This window comes from Streptomyces sp. R11, from assembly GCF_041051905.1.
In the GTDB taxonomy this organism is placed as follows: domain Bacteria; phylum Actinomycetota; class Actinomycetes; order Streptomycetales; family Streptomycetaceae; genus Streptomyces.
In genome coordinates this window covers 2,492,361-2,507,912 of the sequence record NZ_CP163432.1, presented here as the reverse complement: position 1 = coordinate 2,507,912, position 15,552 = coordinate 2,492,361, and the positions used below count along the sequence as shown (strand labels likewise).

General features: G+C 71.7%; 14 protein-coding genes. 8 read left to right on the top strand and 6 right to left on the bottom strand.

Going from position 1 to position 15,552, the window contains the following annotated elements:
- The first annotated feature begins 54 nt into the window (after positions 1–54).
- The gene (locus tag AB5J55_RS11420) at positions 55–819 is read left to right on the top strand and encodes a hypothetical protein (protein WP_369270553.1); all 765 of its coding nucleotides are present in this window, start codon (positions 55–57) and stop codon (positions 817–819) included.
- Here the strand turns inward: AB5J55_RS11420 and AB5J55_RS11415 are convergent.
- Complete coding sequence (locus AB5J55_RS11415) at positions 759–1,463, bottom strand: hypothetical protein (protein ID WP_369270552.1); 705 nt, start codon at positions 1,461–1,463, stop codon at positions 759–761. The two genes, AB5J55_RS11420 and AB5J55_RS11415, sit on opposite strands and share 61 nt — an antisense overlap.
- Positions 1,464–1,542: 79 nt before the next feature.
- Positions 1,543–2,652 (bottom strand): nicotinate-nucleotide--dimethylbenzimidazole phosphoribosyltransferase, encoded by a 1,110-nt coding sequence (cobT, locus tag AB5J55_RS11410; RefSeq protein ID WP_369270551.1) that lies wholly within the window; start codon positions 2,650–2,652, stop codon positions 1,543–1,545.
- A 216-nt stretch (positions 2,653–2,868) separates the two neighbouring features.
- Here cobT and AB5J55_RS11405 point away from each other — a divergent pair, with 216 nt between their 5' ends.
- Positions 2,869–3,729, top strand: coding sequence for a class I SAM-dependent methyltransferase (locus AB5J55_RS11405; protein WP_369270550.1), 861 nt, complete (start codon positions 2,869–2,871; stop codon positions 3,727–3,729).
- Here AB5J55_RS11405 and AB5J55_RS11400 read toward each other — a convergent pair.
- The gene (locus AB5J55_RS11400; protein WP_369270549.1) at positions 3,718–4,920 is read right to left on the bottom strand and encodes a bifunctional adenosylcobinamide kinase/adenosylcobinamide-phosphate guanylyltransferase; all 1,203 of its coding nucleotides are present in this window, start codon (positions 4,918–4,920) and stop codon (positions 3,718–3,720) included. The genes AB5J55_RS11405 and AB5J55_RS11400 overlap by 12 nt on opposite strands.
- Before the next feature lie 113 nt (positions 4,921–5,033).
- Here AB5J55_RS11400 and AB5J55_RS11395 point away from each other — a divergent pair, with 113 nt between their 5' ends.
- The gene (locus AB5J55_RS11395; RefSeq protein WP_369270548.1) at positions 5,034–5,243 is read left to right on the top strand and encodes a hypothetical protein; all 210 of its coding nucleotides are present in this window, start codon (positions 5,034–5,036) and stop codon (positions 5,241–5,243) included.
- A gap of 44 nt (positions 5,244–5,287) precedes the next feature.
- Here AB5J55_RS11395 and AB5J55_RS11390 read toward each other — a convergent pair whose 3' ends face one another.
- The 3 genes from AB5J55_RS11390 to AB5J55_RS11380 form a co-directional block, all read right to left on the bottom strand.
- A complete protein-coding gene (locus AB5J55_RS11390; RefSeq protein ID WP_369270547.1) occupies positions 5,288–6,376 on the bottom strand; it encodes a S1C family serine protease in 1,089 nt (362 codons plus the stop codon).
- 477 nt (positions 6,377–6,853) lie between these two features.
- The gene (locus tag AB5J55_RS11385) at positions 6,854–7,555 is read right to left on the bottom strand and encodes a class I SAM-dependent methyltransferase (protein WP_369270546.1); all 702 of its coding nucleotides are present in this window, start codon (positions 7,553–7,555) and stop codon (positions 6,854–6,856) included.
- Between the two features lie 83 nt (positions 7,556–7,638).
- The gene (locus AB5J55_RS11380) at positions 7,639–8,277 is read right to left on the bottom strand and encodes a DUF3043 domain-containing protein (protein ID WP_369276155.1); all 639 of its coding nucleotides are present in this window, start codon (positions 8,275–8,277) and stop codon (positions 7,639–7,641) included.
- Between the two features lie 277 nt (positions 8,278–8,554).
- Here AB5J55_RS11380 and AB5J55_RS11375 point away from each other — a divergent pair, with 277 nt between their 5' ends.
- The 5 genes from AB5J55_RS11375 (at position 8,555) to AB5J55_RS11355 (ending at position 15,257) form a co-directional block, all read left to right on the top strand.
- Positions 8,555–9,355 (top strand): PspA/IM30 family protein, encoded by an 801-nt coding sequence (locus AB5J55_RS11375; protein WP_369270545.1) that lies wholly within the window; start codon positions 8,555–8,557, stop codon positions 9,353–9,355.
- Positions 9,356–9,396: 41 nt separating this feature from the next.
- Positions 9,397–9,675 (top strand): hypothetical protein, encoded by a 279-nt coding sequence (locus AB5J55_RS11370; RefSeq protein ID WP_369270544.1) that lies wholly within the window; start codon positions 9,397–9,399, stop codon positions 9,673–9,675.
- Between the two features lie 124 nt (positions 9,676–9,799).
- Complete coding sequence (locus AB5J55_RS11365) at positions 9,800–11,032, top strand: sensor histidine kinase (RefSeq protein ID WP_369270543.1); 1,233 nt, start codon at positions 9,800–9,802, stop codon at positions 11,030–11,032.
- A 122-nt stretch (positions 11,033–11,154) separates the two neighbouring features.
- Entirely contained in the window at positions 11,155–11,838 is a 684-nt protein-coding gene (locus AB5J55_RS11360; RefSeq protein WP_369270542.1) for a response regulator, read from the top strand.
- A gap of 245 nt (positions 11,839–12,083) precedes the next feature.
- Entirely contained in the window at positions 12,084–15,257 is a 3,174-nt protein-coding gene (locus AB5J55_RS11355; protein ID WP_369270541.1) for an efflux RND transporter permease subunit, read from the top strand.
- Positions 15,258–15,552: the final 295 nt, after the last annotated feature.

Below are 15,552 nucleotides of genomic sequence, written 5' to 3'. Positions count from 1 at the left end.
CCCGGACGTCGTCCCCGCCAGGCGGCCCACCCCTGTCCCGGACACACTGAAACCATGGGTGACTGGTGGCAGCGCAACATCATCGAACCGGGCAAGCTCCCCCTGCTCCTGGCTCTGACCGCCTTCGTGGTCACGTTCCTCGTCACTCGCGTCATCACCCGCCTGATCCGCGCGGGCAAGGGGCCCTTCCGCAACATCGAGACCGGCTCCGTCCACATCCACCATGTCGTTCCCGGCATCATCCTCACGGTCATCGGCGGCTTCTGCGCGGTCGCGAGCGGTCAGCGGGGCTTCGGCTCGGCCACGGCGGCCGTGGTGTTCGGGATCGGCGCGGGCCTGGTCATGGACGAGTTCGCGCTGATTCTGCATCTGGACGACGTGTACTGGACCGAGGACGGCCGCAAGAGCGTCGAGGTGGTCGTACTCACCGCCGCCGTGGTCGGCCTGCTCCTTCTCGGTTACGCGCCCTTCGGGGTGAACGACATGACCGACGACGAGACGCAGAACCGCGGGACGGTGCTCACCACCATCGCCGGGAACTTCCTCCTCGCCCTGATCGCCCTCGCCAAGGGCAAGGCACGGATCGCGATCTTCGGGGTGGTCATCCCCTTCATCGCCCTGTTCGGCGCCGTCCGCCTGGCCCGCCCCACGTCCCCCTGGGCGAAACGCTTCTACCGCCGCCGCCCGCGCGCCCGCGCCAAGGCCCAGCTGCGGGCCTACCACCACGACCGGCGCTGGGCGGGCCCCAGCCGCAAACTTCAGGACTGGATCGGCGGCGCTCCCGACGTGGAGCCTCCGCGGGCCCTGGAGCGCCGCTGACGCACGGCCGCCAGCGTGCACAGCACCAGGACCGCCGCGATGGCCGTGAGGTGCTCCTTCCCGGCGAGGTTCGCCTCCAGCACCACCTCGACCACCATGGCCGCGATCACCACACCGGCCGTGACATACGCGCCGTAGCGCCAGCCCAGGAACACCGCGAGGCCCACCACCGCGGCCGACGGTCCCGTGTCCACGACCTGCGCGTCCGAAGCGGGCAGGCCGATGGGGTGGCCGGGGCCGAGCGAGATGCCCACGCGCGCGTAGAGGGTGCCGGCGAGGGTCGCGACGTAGGCGATGAGGAGGGTCCGCCGCCAGCCCAGACAGAGCTCGGCGATCCCGAACACCAGCAGGATCTGCGCGAGCGCGCCCCACACCGGCAGGTCGAGGGCCGGCACGAACAGGGACAGCGGCGTCCGCAGGAGCGCCTGCCACAGCGGATCCTCGGCGCGGACGCCCCCGAGGTTCCGCACGAGCCGATAACCCCAGGACTGGTTCTGCACGAACTGCACGACCCCGGTCAGGCACACGGCGACGAGGGTCATCGGCACGGCCCGCCACCGCCGCTCGACCAAGGCCCCGCGTGCGGCGAGGTACAAGGCCCCCCACTCGGCGCGGGCCCAGCGGCCGAGGGTGTCAGCTCTCACGAGTGGGGATCATATGTCCACTCTCGGGGGGATAGTCCCTTTCGCCCCGAGGTGCTCGGTGCTGCCGGGCCCCTGGCGCCTACTCGGCCTCTGCCGCCTCCGCTGTCTCCGCCGTCTCCGAAGCCTCCGGCGCCTCCGATTCCTTCGGCTGCTCCGGCAGTTCCGCCGCCAGTGCCGCCGCGGCCTGCACCATCGGCAGGGCCAGCATGCCGCCGGCACCCTCCCCGACCTTCACGCCCTGGTCGAGCAGGGGCTCCAGGGCCATCCGGTCCAGCGCCTTCGCCTGACCCGGCTCCCCGCTGTTGTGCGCGGCCAGCCACCAGTCCGGCGCCCGGAACGCGATCCGCTGTCCCACCAGGGCGCAGGCGGCGACGACCACCCCGTCCAGCACGACCGGCATCTTCCGCACCGCGCTCTGCAGCAGGAACCCGGTGATCGCCGCGAGATCGGCCCCGCCCACCGTCGCGAGCAGCTGCAACTGGTCCCCGAGCACGGGCCGGGCCCGGCGCAACGCGTCCCGGATCGCCGCGCACTTGCGCATCCACATCAGGTCGTCGATGGCCAGTCCGCCCCGCCCGGTGACCACGGACGCGTCGGTTCCGCAGAGCGCGGCGACCAGCACCCCCGCCGCCGTGGTCCCGCCGACGCTCACATCGCCGAGCACCACCAGATCCGTACCGGAGTCGGCCTCCTCGTCGGCCACCGCCACCCCGGCCCGGAAGGCGGCCTCGGCCTCCTCGGCCGTCAGCGCGTCCTCGACGTCGATACGGCCACTGCCGCGCCGCACCCGATGCCGTACGACCGCCTCCGGCAGCGAGTCCGGGTCGCAGTCCAGCGCCATGTCGACGACCCGGACCGGAACCCCGGCCCGCCGTGCGAGCACCGACACCGGCCGGCCGCCCTCGAGGATCTCCCGCACCAACTCCCCGGCGCTGCCCGCCGCTCGCGCCGACACGCCGAGCTCGGCCACGCCGTGGTCACCGGCGAACAGCACGACCCGCGGCTGTTCGATCGGCCGCACCGGCACGGCGGCCTGCGCGGCCGCCAGCCACTCACCCAGTTCGTCGAGGCGGCCCAGCGCACCGGGCGGCACGATCTGACGCTCACGGCGCGCCTCTGCGTCACGGCGCACCCCTCCGTCGGGGCGCTCGATCAGATCAGTGAAGTCGTCGAGATTAAGCGAGCTCATTCGCCGAACAGTACCGGCACCGGTCGAACAGAACGGCGCCACATGGCCACCACGGGCTCCGCCACGTCCCCACCCCATCCGAGCGACGTCGTTGCACCCAAGATCGCCATCCCATACGTTCCGTTTTGCCGTGGATTGTCGGGGCATGCTCGCACCACCCGCCGTCCGCCTCCGCCGTACGCCCCTCGCGTACGCCCTCGCGCCCGGGAGCCGCCCATGACCGCGACCGCCCCCTCCGAACGACGCCGCGCCGACTGCGCGTTCACCCTCTCCAGATGCCGGGAGCACACCTACGTCCCCCGCCATCTACGGCTCACGCGGCTGCCGTACCGCCACCTGAGAGCCGCGGCCCGCGCGGCGCTGGCCTTCCCCGAGCCGGAGAGCTGGCTGGACGTGGGCACGGGATACGCCCGCTTCCCTGAGGTCGCGAAGGAACTCTTCCCGTACACGGCGTTCGACGGCCTCGACCTGACCCACCGCGTCCTGGACGCCCGCGTCGCCGAGCGGGTGGAGGAGGCCCACGTCGGCCACCTCACGGACCCCCGCATCACGGCCCGGCTGCGGGCCCGCTACGACATCGTCAGCATGTTCCGCCACCTGGAACACGCCCAGGACCCCCGCAAGGAACTGCGCGCCGCCCTCGCGGTCCTGCGCCCGGGCGGCCACCTCCTCCTCGAACTGCCCAACCCGCGGGGCGTGTTCGCCCTGCTGCTCGGCAGGTGGTGGATCCCGCACAGCCGCCCGGGCCACCTGCACCTGATGCCCCTGAACACCCTCCGCGAGGAACTCAAGGCCCTGGGCTGCACCGTCCTCTCGGCGGACCGCCGCGTCGCACACATCCCGTACGACTTCGCGGCCTTCACCTCACGGTTGCTGACGCACCTGCTGCCCGCGCCCTTGTCCAGGGCGGGCGCTCCCCTGGTCGGCGTGGCCTGGGCGCTGGACCACCTCCTGGCCCCCGTGGTGCGCCGCACCCGCCTGTCGAACACGTACCGCGTCATCGCCCGCAAGGAGCCGACCGCACAACCGACCGCGCTGCCGATCGCGCGGCCGGCCCCACCGCCCTCAGCCGCGTAGCACCAACGCCTGCCCGGCCACCACCAGCAGCACGTGCTCGCACTCCCCGGCGAAGGCGGCGTTCAGCCGCCCCAACTCGTCGCGGTACCGCCGCCCCGACGCCGTCGCCGGCACGATGCCCGACCCCACCTCGTTCGACACGGCGACCACGGTCCGCCGGGTGCCCCGCACCGCCTGCGTCAACTCCCGCACCCGCTCCCGCAGTGCCTTCTCCCCGCCCTCCGCCCACACCGCGTCGTCCCACGCCCCGACGGCGTCCATGGCGTCCGTCAGCCACAGGGACAGACAGTCGATGAGCAAAGGCGGCCCGTCCTCGGCCAGCAGCGGCACCAGGTCGCACGTCTCGGTCGTACGCCACGACCCCGGCCGGCGCTCGCGGTGCGTGGCGACCCGTGCCGCCCACTCGGTGTCCCCGCCCCGGGTGCCCCCGGTCGCCACGTACAGGACGTCGGGAAACGCCTCCAGCCGCCGCTCCGCCTCCACCGACTTCCCGGACCGGGCCCCGCCCAGCACCAGGGTCCGGCGCGGCACGTCCGGCACGTCCTCGTACGCCCCCACCTCCAGCGTCGTCCCGTCCGGCACGGCACGGGCGCCCGCCGCGGCCAGCCGCCGCCGCAGCTCGGCGCCCGGCGGCACGTCGTGATCCAGATGTACGGCGATGACATCCGTCGTCGGCCCGACGGCCCCCACCGCCCGCAGCTTGGCCAGCGCGTCCGGGCGCCCCACGACATCGGCGACCACCATGTCGTACGTCCCGACGGCCCCCTCCTCCAGCCCGGCCGGCGCGCCCTCCGGGGGCAGATACAGCAGCCGCTGCCCGTCCGGCCCGGTCACCGCGTACCCCGTGCCCGGATGGTCCAGCGCCACCGCCCGCACCCGATGCCCCGTCAGCAGCGCCAACTCCTGCCCGTCCGGCACCCGCCCGGGCTGCGGCACCCCGGCCGGCACCTCGACGGCGGGACCGTTGTGCGGATGCGACAGCAGTACCTGCCGTACGTTCGCCAGCGAACGGCCCGCCCGAGCCGCCGCGAACGCCGCCCCGGGCGTCAGATCGAGCAGCAGCGCCCCGTCCACGATCAACGCGGTCGCGGCCCGCGCGTCGTTCCCGAGCGCGCTCGCACAAGCCGCGCAGGGACAGTCGGGGCGGGGGAGTCCCGCGGGGGCACCGGTGCCGAGGAGAGTGAGTTCCACGGAACCGATTTTCCCGTGTCGGCGCAGGTCTCGCGCATCCGGCTAGGCTCAGGACAGGAGCCGGACCTTGATCAGGCTCCTACTCTGCACGTGCCGACACCTTGGAGGCGTACATGGCGGCATGGACGTGGCGGTTCGAGAAGGCCGACGGGGCGGAGGTCCAGCCCGCGGTGCAGCCCGAGGAGTTCACCACACAGGGGGACGCCGAGTCGTGGATCGGGGAGCACTGGAAGGCACTGCTCGAGGGCGGTGCGGACCAGGTACGGCTGCTCGAGGACTCCACGGAGATCTACGGGCCGATGAACCTGCACGCCGACGCGTAACGCTCACGGGGGGGCGAGGGCATCGCGGCCCTCGCCCACGCCCGTCACTGCTCACCCAGTGTCACATCCACCGTCTTCTCACTGCCGTTGCGGGTGTACGTCACCTTCGTCCGCTCGCCCGGCCTGTCGGTGGCCAGCGCCTCGGACAGCGAGGTGATGGTGGTGATGTCCGTGTCGCCCAGCCGGGTGATGATGTCCCCGGGCGCCAGACCGGCCTTGTCGGCCGCCCCGCCCGTCTGCACCTGGACGACGGCGACGCCGGCGGCCTGGTAGTCGTCGTTCACGACCGTTCGGGCCGTGATGCCGAGCGCCGCCCGGCCCGAGTCGGTGACCCGGCCGTCCTTGATGATCTGGTCGGCGATCGTCTTCACCGTCGACGCGGGGATGGCGAACCCGATGCCGGGCGCGGCGCTGTCCCCGAGGTCGGGGTCGGTGGCGGCGAGGGTCGGGATGCCGATGACCCGGCCGTCGAGGTTCACCAGGGCGCCGCCGCTGTTGCCGGGGTTGATGGCGGCCGACGTCTGCACCATGTTGGCGATCGTCGCGCCCGTACCGCCGTTGCCGCTGCCCTCGGTGACGGTCCGTCCGGTCGCCGAGACGATGCCCTGCGTCACGCTGGACGACAGCCCGAGGGGCGAGCCCATGGCCAGTACGATCTGGCCGACCTCGACCTCGGCGGAGTCCCCGAGCGTGGCCGCCTTCAGCCCGTCCGGCATGTCGTCCAGCTTGATGACGGCGAGGTCCTGCTGGGGGTACGAGGAGACGAGCCGCGCGGTGACCTCGTCCTCGCGGTTCGCGATCGTCACACGGAAGGTCTTCTCGTCCCCGACGACGTGTGCGTTGGTGACGATGTGCCCCTGGCCGTCGTAGACCACGCCCGATCCGAGGTCGTTCCTGGCCTGGATCTGCACGACCGACGGCAGGACGTCCTTGATCACCTTCAGATAGCCGTCCTGCAGATCCTCGGTCGCCGTGAGCACCTTCGGAACCTCGGCCTGCGCGGCCTGCGTGGTCGACCCCTCCCGCCCGCCCGAGGACGACGCCCCGGAACAACCGGAGAACACCCCGAGACAGCAGCAGAGCCCGAAAACCGAAAGAGCGAGCCGCACGGCACGGGAACGGCGAACATCCATGCCCCGAGTCTCCCCGCGGACCGGGCACCCGGCCCGTACTGCTCACCCGAACGAGCTGAACTCTCCTGAGGGCCACCGGCCCGGGCGGCGAGGCTGCTTCCGGGAGGCGTCCGGTCCGCCTGGGTGCCGTGGACGCGGTCGAGCGGGCGCCGGCGTCGGCTCATCGGTCACGCGCACGGACGCCGCAGGCTCCGGAGACGCGCAGGGACCTCGACTCCGGCCCCATGCTCACGGTGCTCAGCGGCTGGGTTTAGGCGGCGCGGAGTCCGCAGTGGTGAGGGGGGCGCGGGTGCTTCCGGCAGGCAGGCGGGCGTCCCGCACCTCGGTGCCGACGCTGGCGATGGCGTCAGCCCACTCCTTCACGGGCACGGACGCCGCAGGCTCCCGAGACGCGCAGGGACCTCGCCTCCGGCCCCATGCTCACGGTGCCCAGCGGCCGGCTGTCGGCGGGCGACGGAGCCCATGGCCGCGATGGGCTCAGCCCCGCACCCCGCACAGGTGCAGCAGCGCTGCGACGCTCCGGTAGGGGTCCGTCTTCCCGGCCCGTTCCTCGACTGCCAGCAAGGTCTCGACGTCCGCCGGGGTCTGCGCCCCGTCGGCGGCCGTGTCGGTGAACACCCGCACCCCGTACCAGGCGTGCAGCGGTGCCCCGATCCCCGCGAGCGTCGACGTCAGGTCGGCCAGCCGGTCGGCCCGTACGTCGAGTCCCAGGCGATTCCGGTAGGCGGTCGTGTCGAAGGCGGTCAGCGCGCCGGGCCAGTCCCCGCCCAGGCCGGGCCGCATGGCGAGCGCGTCGCCGTTGCGGACGAGCAGCGACAGCAGCCCGCCCGGGGCGAGCATGCGGGCCAGCCCGGCCAGCAGCGGATCCGGCTCGTCGATGTACATCAGTACGCCGTGGCAGAGCACGACGTCGAAGCTGCCCGGCAGAAAATGGACGCCGGTGTCCCGCCCGTCGCCCTGGACGATGCGCACCCGCTCCCGGATCCCCTCCGGCTCGCCGGCGAGCTCCTCGCGGGCCGTGGCGATCATCTTCGGGTCCTGCTCCACGCCGGTCACCTGGTGCCCGGCCCTGGCCAGGCGCAGCGCCTGCGTGCCCTGGCCCATCCCCACGTCGAGCACCCGAAGCCGCTGCCCGACGGGGAACCGCCCGGCTATCTGCTCGTCGAGCTGGCGGCCCACCAGCTCCTGTCGTACGACATCACGCAGCCCGCCCGACTTGTCGAGCCACGCATCCGCCGCACCCCCGGAAAATGCGGTTGCGCTCAGGGCCGCTCTCCGCGCTTGACCTGAGGCTTCGGCAGCCGGAGCCGGCGCATCTGCAGCGAGCGCATCAGCGCGTAGGCGACGGCACCGCGCTTGTTGTCGTCGGGGAAGCGCTCGGCGAGCCGCTTCTTCAGGCGGAAGCCGGTGACGACCGAGTCGAGCACGATCAGCACGATCACGATCAGCCACAGCAGCAGCGCGATGTTCTGCAGCGCCGGCACCTGGACCATGCTCAGCACGAGGATGACCACGGCCATCGGCAGGAAGAACTCCGCGATGTTGAAGCGCGAGTCGATGAAGTCGCGCGCGAACTTGCGGACCGGACCCTTGTCACGGGCCGGCAGATACCGCTCGTCGCCCCCGGCCAGCGCCTGACGCTGCTTCGCCAGGGCGGCACGGCGCTCCTCGCGCTGCCGCTTGGCGGCGTCCTTGCGCGTCAACGACGTGTTGGCCACGCTGCGACGCTGCGACTGGGCCGCACTGCGCTTGGGCGTGGGGCGGCCCTTCGGGGCCTCGGGGTGACGGGTCTCATTGGAGTCGGTCACCAGCGCCTTGTCGGCGGACTGGGCCTTCTCTTCCTTGGCACGGCTACGGAACACAAAACCCAAGGGTACGGGGTGCCAGGGGTTGGACCCCAGCCCCGTGGGGAACGATCCGGCAACACCAGTCGTCGTAGGGGGACAGAGGGGGCGTTGCAGACGGTTCCTCCGACGGCCATCAGGGAGGCACGTGGGCGGCACCGGGTCGGCACCCGGGAGTCACCTACTCCTTACGCCGGAGCAGGAGCGTCAGCAGTCGTCCTTGGGGATGAGCGCATCCGTCCCCGAACAGTGCGGTAATGGATGCAGGGCCCGTACTGTGGGTTCTGTCGCAGGTGCTGGAGTGGAGTCCGTCAGAAGGGGGCGCGCGAAGCCCATGAGCGGTGTCATGAAGCGTATGGGGATGATCTTCCGCGCGAAGGCGAACAAGGCCCTTGACCGGGCCGAGGACCCGCGCGAGACCCTCGATTACTCGTACCAGAAGCAGCTGGAGCTGCTCCAGAAGGTCCGCCGCGGCGTAGCCGACGTGGCCACCTCGCGCAAGCGCCTGGAACTCCAGCTCAACCAACTCCAGCAGCAGTCGTCGAAGCTGGAGGACCAGGGCCGCAAGGCGCTCGCGCTGGGCCGTGAGGACCTGGCCCGCGAGGCGCTCTCGCGCCGCGCCGCCCTCCAGCAGCAGGTGACGGACCTGGAGACGCAGCACGCGACTCTGCAGGGCGAGGAGGAGAAGCTCACCCTCGCGGCCCAGCGCCTGCAGGCGAAGGTCGACGCCTTCCGCACCAAGAAGGAGACGATCAAGGCCACCTACACCGCCGCCCAGGCCCAGACCCGCATCGGCGAGGCCTTCTCCGGCATCTCGGAGGAGATGGGCGACGTCGGCCTGGCGATCCAGCGCGCGGAGGACAAGACGGCCCAGCTCCAGGCCCGCGCCGGAGCCATCGACGAACTCCTCGCCTCCGGTGCCCTCGACGACCAGTCCGGCATGCACAAGGACGACATCCAGGCCGAGCTGGACCGGCTCTCCGGTGGTACGGATGTAGAGCTGGAACTGCAGCGCATGAAGGCGGAGCTGGCGGGCGGTTCCTCGTCGAAGCAGGCGATCGAGGGCGGCACCGGCCAGCCCCAGTCGCAGTCCCAGCAGCAGCCGCAGGACACCCCGCGCTTCGACAAGCAGTAGTCCCCGGGAGACGGGGCGGGCCCATCGCCGAGGAGGGCGACATGATCGTACGGATCATGGGGGAGGGGCAGGTGAGTCTGGCCGACAGCCACCTCGCCGAGCTGAACAAGCTGGACGACGTGCTCCTGGAGGAGATGGAGAACGGCGACGGCCCAGGTTTCCGCGCGACCCTCCACGCCCTTCTCCAGAAGGTCCGCGAACTGGGCGAGCCCCTGCCCGACGACTCCCTGGAACCGTCCGAACTGATCCTTCCGTCCCCGGACGCGACGCTGGAGGAGGTCCGGGAGCTGCTGAGCGACGACGGCTTGATCCCGGGCTGAGCCGTATCAGCACGTCCGGCGTTGATGACCAGGCCCATTCAGGGCCGAAGCGGGGGTCCGGGGGCGGCAGCCCCCGGGGCGACGCACACCGCAACGCCGGGCACATGACATGAGGAACCTCGAGTTGGCCCCCGTTCCAAGCTCCGCAGGGGAACGCGCCCGGCGGCATCTCAAGGCGCACCCCCTGGCGCTGGACGCGGCGTTGGCGGTCGGCGTACTGGTCTGCATGGTGTCCGGCTCGTTCGTGGACCCGCACGGCAAGAACGGCGTGACCTGGGGTCTGCGCACCCCGGACACGCTCAGCCTGGTGCTCATCACCCTCGGCGCCGCGGCCCTGGTCTTCCGCCGCCGCGCCCCCATGACGGTCCTCGCCCTCACCGGCACCGCCTCCGTCGTCGAGTCCGTCACGGGTGACCCCCGCGCCCCCGTCGCCATGTCCGCGGTCATCGCTCTCTACACCGTCGCCTCGACCACCGACCGCCCCACCACCTGGCGCGTCGGCCTGCTCACCATGACCGTGCTGACCGGCTCCGCCATGCTCGCCGGCCCCCTGCCCTGGTACGCCCAGGAGAACCTCGCCATCTTCGCCTGGACCGGCATCGGCGCCACCGCCGGCGACGCCGTCCGCAGCCGCCGCGCCTTCGTCGCCGCCATCCGCGAGCGGGCCGAACGAGCGGAGCGCACCCGTGAGGAGGAGGCCCGCCGCCGCGTCGCCGAGGAGCGCCTGCGCATCGCCCGGGACCTGCACGACGTCGTCGCCCACCACATCGCCCTCGTCAACGTCCAGGCGGGCGTCGCCTCCCACGTCATGGACAAGCGGCCCGACCAGGCCAAGGAGGCCCTGGCCCACGTACGCGAGGCCAGCCGCTCCGCGCTCAACGAACTCCGGGCGACCGTAGGCCTGCTGCGGCAGTCCGGCGACCCCGAGGCCCCCACCGAACCCGCTCCCGGCCTCGACCGCCTCGACGAACTCGCGGGCACCTTCCGCAGCGCGGGCCTTCAGGTGGAGGTCGCCCGCGCCGACCAGGGCACGACGCTCCCCGCCGCCGTGGACCTGGCCGCCTACCGCGTCATCCAGGAGGCCCTCACCAATGTGCAGAAGCACGCGGGCCCGGAGGCGAAAGCCGAGGTCAGCGTCGTCCGCGTGGGCCCGAACGTCGAGATCACCGTCCTCGACGACGGAGCCGGCGACGACGAGACCGTCGAGGGCGGCGGCCACGGCCTGCTCGGCATGCGCGAGCGCGTCACCGCCCTGCGCGGCACCCTCACCACCGGCCCCCGCTACGGAGGCGGCTTCCGCGTCCATGCGATCCTGCCGGTCAAGAGCCGTACGCGCGCCGCGGAGGACGCCGTATGACGCGACGGACGCCGCATGACGGCGCGCCGTCCCCCTCCTCGCCGTATGCCGCACCGCCGTATGACAGCTGAACGCCCCCACCGCCCCCACCGCCCCGCACAAGGGCCCGGAGAGGACCCCGCATGACGATCCGCGTCCTGCTCGCCGACGACCAGGCCCTGTTGCGCAGCGCCTTCCGGGTGCTGGTCGACTCCGAGCCCGACATGGAGGTCGTCGCCGAGGCGTCCGACGGGGCGGAGGCGGTGCGGCTGGCCAAGGAGGAGCGGGCGGACGTCGTCCTGATGGACATCCGGATGCCCGGCACCGACGGCCTCGCCGCCACCCGCATGATCAGTGCCGACCCGGCCCTCGCCCACGTCCGCGTCGTCATACTGACCACCTTCGAGGTCGACGACTACGTCGTGCAGTCGCTGCGCGCCGGCGCCTCGGGCTTCCTCGGCAAGGGCTCCGAACCCGACGAACTCCTCGCCGCCATCCGCGTCGCGGCCGGCGGTGAGGCCCTGCTCTCGCCTGCCGCCACCAAGGGCCTGATCGCCCGCTTCCTCGCCCAGGGCGACGGCGCGGACGACGACCGCGACCCGGCCCGCGCCGAGCGGCTCGACGCGCTCACCGGCCGGGAGCGCGAGGTCCTGGTCCAGGTCGCGGGCGGGCACTCCAACGACGAGATCGCCGAGCGGCTGGCGGTCAGCCCGCTGACGGTGAAGACCCACGTCAACCGGGCCATGTCCAAGCTCGGCGCCCGCGACCGGGCGCAGCTCGTGGTGATCGCGTACGAGTCCGGGCTGGTACGTCCAAGGGTGGAGTGAGCTCGACCCGGGTGTACTGCGCCCGGAGTATGCGCCGGATAAGGAACGGGACCTGCGGCCTACGAAACCGGTCTCCTCGATGGCTCAGGGTGTAGGGGCGGGCGCTCATCCGTGCCGCACATGCGTGTCCCACGCGTGTGCCGTGGACGCCCTGTCTGATCCATGCCTGATTCCTGCCTGACCCCTGCCTGATCCAAGCCTGCGCCTTGCCGCTTCTGCCGCTCACAGAAGAGAGACCCTGAACCATGTCCTGGCTGTCGAAGTTCAGCCTTGCCCAGCGTGCCCTGATAGGCCTGATGTCGATCATCGCGATCGTCTTCGGCGCCATCGCGATACCCCAGCTCAAGCAACAGCTGCTGCCCTCCATCGAACTGCCCATGGTGTCCGTGCTGGCGCCGTACCAGGGTGCCGCGCCGGACGTGGTCGAGAAGCAGGTCGTCGAGCCGATCGAGGACAGCCTCGAGGCCGTCGACGGCATCACCGGCGTCACCTCCACGGCCAGTGAGGGCAACGCCGTGATCATGGCGTCCTTCGACTACGGCCCCGACAACCAGCAGCTGGTCGCCGACGTCCAGCAGGCCGTCAACCGGGCCCGAGCCCAGCTGCCGGACGACGTGGACCCGCAGGTCATCGCCGGTTCCACGGACGACATCCCGACCGTCGTCCTCGCCGTCACCTCCGGCCGGGACCAGCAGGCGCTGGCCGACCAGCTCGACCGGACCGTCGTGCCGGACCTGAAGGACATCGACGGCGTCGGCCAGGTCACCGTCGACGGCGTACGGGACCTCCAGGTCACCGTGACCCCCAACGACGCGAAGCTGGCGAAGGCGGGCCTGACCTCGGCGGACCTCTCCGAGGCCCTGAGGGCGGGCGGCGCCACCGTCCCGGCGGGCTCCTTCGACGAGGGCGGCGACAACCGCACCGTCCAGGTGGGCGGCGGGTTCACCTCGCTGCAGCAGATCGAGGACCTGAGGGTCACCGGCTCGGGCGGCGCGGGCGGCGGTGCGGACGCTTCCGGTAAGAAGCCGGTCCGCCTCGGTTCCGTCGCCACCGTCGAGCAGGAGCAGGCGCCGGCCGATTCCCTCACGCGCACGGACGGCAAGCCGTCCCTCGCGATCGCGGTCACCATGGACCGCGACGGCAGCGCGGTCGCGATCTCCGACGCGGTCCAGGACAAGCTCGCCGAGATGCGCGAGGACCTCGGCTCCGACGCCACGCTGACCGTGGTCAGCGACCAGGGCCCGGCGGTCTCGAAGTCCATCGACGGCCTGACCACCGAGGGCGCGCTCGGCCTGCTCTTCGCGGTCCTCGTCATCCTGGTCTTCCTCGCGTCGATCCGCTCGACGCTGGTGACGGCGGTCTCGATCCCGCTGTCGGTGGTCCTGGCCCTGATCGTCCTGTGGACGCGCGATCTGTCGCTGAACATGCTGACGCTCGGCGCGCTCACCATCGCCATCGGCCGGGTCGTCGACGACTCGATCGTGGTCCTGGAGAACATCAAGCGGCACCTGGGCTACGGCGAGGAGCGCCAGGAGGCCATCCTCAAGGCGGTCCGCGAGGTCGCCGGCGCGGTCACCTCCTCCACCCTCACCACGGTCGCCGTGTTCCTTCCGATCGGCCTGGTCGGCGGCATGGTGGGCGAGCTGTTCGGCTCGTTCAGCCTGACCGTGACGGCCGCGCTGCTGGCGTCGCTGCTGGTCTCGCTGACGGTCGTACCGGTCCTGTCGTACTGGTTCCTGCGGGCCCCGAAGGGCACCCCGGAGGACGCGGCCGAAGCCCGCCGGATCGCGGAGGAGAAGGAGGCGAAGAGCAGGCTCCAGCGCTTCTACGTCCCCGTCCTGCGCTTCGCGACCCGCCGCCGTATGACCAGCGTGCTGCTCGCGATCGTCATCCTCATCGGCACGTTCGGCATGGCGCCGCTGCTGAAGACGAACTTCTTCGACCAGGGCGAGCAGGAAGTCCTCACCGTCAAGCAGGAGTTGAAGCCGGGCACCAGCCTGGCGGCGACCGACGAGCAGGCGAAGAAGGTCGAGAAGCTGCTCGCCGGCACCGAGGGCGTGAAGGACTACCAGGTCACGATCGGCTCGTCCGGCTTCATGGCGGCCTTCGGCGGCGGCACCGACACCAACCAGGCGTCCTACCAGGTGATGCTGGAGGACTCGGCGTCGTACGAGGACGTACAGGACCGCGTCGAGGCCGGCCTGAAGAAGCTGGACGGCATCGGTACGACCACCATCGCGGCCGGTGACGGCTTCGGCGCCCAGGACCTGAGCGTCGTCGTGAAGGCGGCCGACGCGGAGGTGCTGCGCAAGGCGTCCGAGCAGGTCCGCGAGGCGGTGGCCGGCCTGGACAACGTCACGGACGTGACGAGCGACCTGGCGCAGAGCGTGCCGCGCATCTCGGTGAAGGCCAACGACAAGGCGGCCGCGGCCGGCTTCAACGACCAGACCCTCGGCCTGGCCGTCGCCCAGGCGGTCCGCGGCAACACGGCGGCCCAGGCGACCCTCGACGACACCGAGCGGAACGTCGTCGTCAGGTCGGCCAAGCCGGCGACGACGCTGAAGCAGCTTCAGGACCTCAGCCTGGGCCTGGTGAAGCTCGGCGACATCGCGGACGTGAAGCTGGTGGACGGCCCGGTCTCGATGACCCGCATCGACGGCCAGCGCGCGGCCACGATCTCCGCGAAGCCGACCGGCGACAACACGGGCGCGGTGAGCGCGGACCTCCAGTCCAAGATCAACTCGCTGACCCTCCCGGCCGGCGCCACGGCCTCGATCGGCGGTGTCTCGGAGGACCAGGACGAGGCGTTCGTCAACCTGGGCCTGGCGATGCTGGCGGCGATCGCGATCGTCTTCATGCTCCTGGTCGCGACCTTCCGCTCCCTGATCCAGCCCCTGATCCTGCTCGTCTCCATCCCGTTCGCGGCGACGGGCGCGATCGGCCTCCTGATCGCGACCGGCACCCCGATGGGCGTCCCCGCGATGATCGGCATGCTGATGCTGATCGGCATCGTGGTGACGAACGCGATCGTGCTGATCGACCTCATCAACCAGTACCGGAGCCAGGGTTACGGCGTCGTCGAGGCCGTGATCGAGGGCGGCCGCCACCGCCTCCGCCCCATCCTCATGACGGCCCTGGCAACGATCTTCGCCCTCCTCCCCATGGCCCTGGGCGTCACCGGCGAGGGCGGCTTCATCGCCCAGCCCCTGGCCGTGGTCGTGATCGGCGGCCTGATCACGTCGACCCTCCTGACCCTGCTCCTCGTACCGACGCTGTACGCGATGGTGGAGCTTCGGAAGGAACGGCGGGCGACGAAGCGGCAGGCGAGGCGGGATAGGAAGGCGGGGGTGACTGCGGAGCCGACGCCGGCTGCGTCCTCGGACTCGGACTCGGACGAGCCGGAGCGCGCCGGGGTCTGAGCTACCGCCTAACGGGAAGAAAGCCCGACCCAGGAGATCTCCTGGGTCGGGCTTTCCTGGTGTCCGTGGGCTATGCGGTTCTTGGTGTCGCCCCGCTCATGGCGATTCACTCGCGTTCCGGGGCGGAGTCCAGGACCTCCCAGACGGCCAGGCTGTCCGCTCCTGCACCGATGAGGGTGACCTTCGCCGAGTGCATGGTGTCAGTTGGTCGACCTGTCGGCCGTACCACTCGATGGCGACCAGGGTGAGCGGGCTCGCTGTCCCGGTCCACGGGGCGAGGCGGTGCAACTCCATG